At 27.1% G+C, this 3,109-nt stretch carries 3 protein-coding genes; all 3 read right to left on the bottom strand.

Translation table 11 applies throughout. The annotated features are described in order from the left end of the window. Positions 1-605, bottom strand: a 605-nt coding sequence (gene nadC, locus VLM92_RS07250) for a carboxylating nicotinate-nucleotide diphosphorylase (protein WP_325275669.1), incomplete at its 3' end; no start/stop codon positions are given. Continuing rightward, positions 583-1,887 carry an L-aspartate oxidase gene (locus VLM92_RS07255; protein WP_325275670.1) on the bottom strand — a complete coding sequence of 435 codons (1,305 nt, stop codon included), beginning with the start codon at positions 1,885-1,887 and terminating at the stop codon, positions 583-585. The genes nadC and VLM92_RS07255, both read right to left, overlap by 23 nt. 4 nt (positions 1,888-1,891) lie before the next feature. Next, positions 1,892-2,842, bottom strand: coding sequence for a quinolinate synthase NadA (gene nadA, locus VLM92_RS07260; RefSeq protein WP_331681715.1), 951 nt, complete (start codon positions 2,840-2,842; stop codon positions 1,892-1,894). Positions 2,843-3,109: the final 267 nt, after the last annotated feature.

The raw sequence follows: 3,109 nt of genomic DNA on the forward strand, positions 1-3,109 counted from the left end.
TCTTTCACCATATCTAAATTTTCAGTTTCCACCTCAATTTTTCTCACAAAAGAAGTATTTTTCCTTGCAAGATATACAGCTTCTTTTATTCCACCACATGCACTTATATGATTATCCTTAAGCATTATTCCATCAGATAAATTAAATCTATGATTATTTCCTCCTCCTACTTTTACTGCATATTTTTCTAATACTCTTAAATTTGGAGTGGTTTTCCTAGTGTCTAGTAATTTTGTGTTACTTCCTTCTAATTCTTTTACAAATAAATTAGTTAAAGTTGCTATCCCACTCATTCTTTGTATCAAATTAAGTGCTACTCTTTCACCTAATAAAATATTTCTCGTGTTTCCTTTTAAAAAAGCTATTTTCTCATTTGGATATACTTTGTCTCCATCTTTTTTATATAAAGAAACTTCTACATTGCCTAGTATTTCAAATACTCGCTTAAAAACTTCAACCCCTGCTATTATACCTTCTTGTTTGCATAATAATTCTATTGTAGACATGCTATCTTTTTCTATTACACAATTTGTACTTATATCCTCATTAGGTATATCTTCTATTAAAGCATCTTTTATTATTTTATCTATAATCAAATAATTCATCATAATCTTCCCCACACTTTTCTTTTATCGCTTTTATAACTATTTCTTTATTTTTCTTTGTTAAAATTTCTATATCTTCTTTTATTTCATATGTATCCCTTAATTTAATATCTATATTATCAATACTATTGTTTATTGAACTTGCACATCTTTTAGAAAATACTAATCCTTCTAGTAAAGAGTTGCTCGCTAGTCTATTTGCACCATGTACACCTGTACAACTAGTTTCTCCTACTGCATATAAATTTTTCATAGAGGTTTTTGAATTTAAATCTACTTCAATACCTCCCATAAAGTAATGTTGTGATGGTGAAACTTTTATGTATTCTTTTGTAATATCTGTGCCTTTTTTTAAGCATTCTTTGTATATAAATGGAAATCTATTCACTATGTACTCTTTTCCCATAAAGGTTATATCTAGATTCACATAGGGTTTTTTTGTCTTATGTATTTGTTTTTGTATTGCTTTTGAGACTACATCTCTAGGCAATAATTCATCTATAAACTGTTCTCCATTGATATTTAAAAGCTTTCCACCTTCACCTCTTACAACCTCTGATATTAAAAGTCTTTTTTCATTTTCGTTTTCTTCATAAAAGGCTGTTGGATGTATTTGTATGTAATTTAAATCCTTTAATTTTATATTACGTTTTATGCAAATTGCAATTGAATCACCATTTAATATTTTTTGATTGGTAGAATTTTTAAATATTCCACCTATCCCCCCTGTTGCTAATACTACAGCTTTAGCATATACATTGATTTGCTTATTGTTTTTTATAAGTATTGCACCGTTACATTCATTGTTCTTATTTATTATATCTATAAAGTACGTATCTTCATAAATAGTTATATTTTTTCTTTGCTTTACTTCATTTATAAGTGCTTTTTGAACACTTTCTCCTGTGTTATCTTTTGTGTATACTATTCTATTTATACTATGAGCTCCTTCTCTAGTGTATATTAATTCATCATTATTTTTATCAAAATCCACACCTATTTCTAGTAAATATTGTATGTTCTCTATAGATTCTTTTGCTAATACCTGTACTGCATTCAAATTATTTTTGTATTTTCCTGCCTTTAACGTATCTTGTACAAATAAATCTATATCCTCTTCATTTTTGGCTGTTGATATTCCACCTTGAGCCAAATATGTATTAGTGTCTTGTAGTTTAGATTTTGTTACTAATAATATATTTAAATCATCTCTTAAATTTAAACTACTATAAATTCCTGATACCCCAGATCCTATAATTAATACATCTACAATTTTATTCATTGTTTTATTTTGCTAAAGAGTGCATATTTTCTAAGCAACTTAATGCACCTTTAGCAACTTCTTCATCTACTACTACTTCATTTTTCATATTTAATAGGGTATCATATAAGTTTTCTAGTGTTGTTTTTTTCATATCTATGCAAGATATCTTTTCCCCTGGTATAAAGAAATTTTTTTGAGGATTTCTTTTTCTTAGTTCATGTAATATCCCTTCTTCTGTTGCTATTATAAAGTTTTTGTTATCACATTTTGTAGCATACTCTATAATTCCAGTTGTGCTACCTATATAATCACCAAGTTCTCGTACTTCTTTTTTACATTCTGGATGTACTAATATTTTTGCGTCTGCATATTCTTTCTTTAAATTTAGTATATCTTCTATTCTTATATTATTATGATATTTACAATATCCATCCCAAAGTATAAATTCTTTTTCTGGTAAGAACTCTGATATGTATTCTCCTAGGTTTTTATCTGGTAAGAATATTATTTGTTTGTTAGGTATATTTTTTAATATATTTAAAGCACTTGATGATGTAACAGCTACATCACAATGATATTTTACTTTTGCAGTTGAATTTATATAACATACTACATATGCATCTTTGTATTTTTCTTTTAGTTCTACTATTTTTTCTTCACTTGCCATATCTGCCATTACACATCCTGCATCTAATGCTGGCATTAATATTGTTTTTTCTGGTGATAAAATTTTAGCACTTTCTGCCATAAACTTTACTCCACATAATACTACAACCTCTTCCCTACTTTCTCTTGCTACTTCACTTAGGTAATAAGAGTCCCCTACGGCATCAGCTAATTCCTGTATATTTCCTGGCTGATAATAGTGCGCTAGTATTATTGCATTTTTTTCCTTTTTTAATTTTTGTATTTTTTCAACTAAATTTTTCCCCATAATTACACCACTTTCTGTATTGTATAAATATATACTCATTGTATTGTATATACACCTGTAAAGACATTGTATCACTATTTATTTTATTCATCAATTAATAAATATGTATTTTTGTAAAAAAAAGCTATAAACCTCAATAGGCTTATAGCTTTTTTTACTTCTATTTATATATTAAAAATTATATATATCAAAAAATTCTATTTTAAACTTTTCTACATTTCCACCATATTCTACTATCTCTTTGGTTTCTTCAATAACTTCTTTTATTGGAAATTCAATTATTACCTCTGTACCTTGATTCACCTT

The sequence above is a fragment of the Romboutsia sp. genome (genome assembly GCF_035470145.1).
Classification (GTDB): domain Bacteria; phylum Bacillota; class Clostridia; order Peptostreptococcales; family Peptostreptococcaceae; genus Romboutsia_D.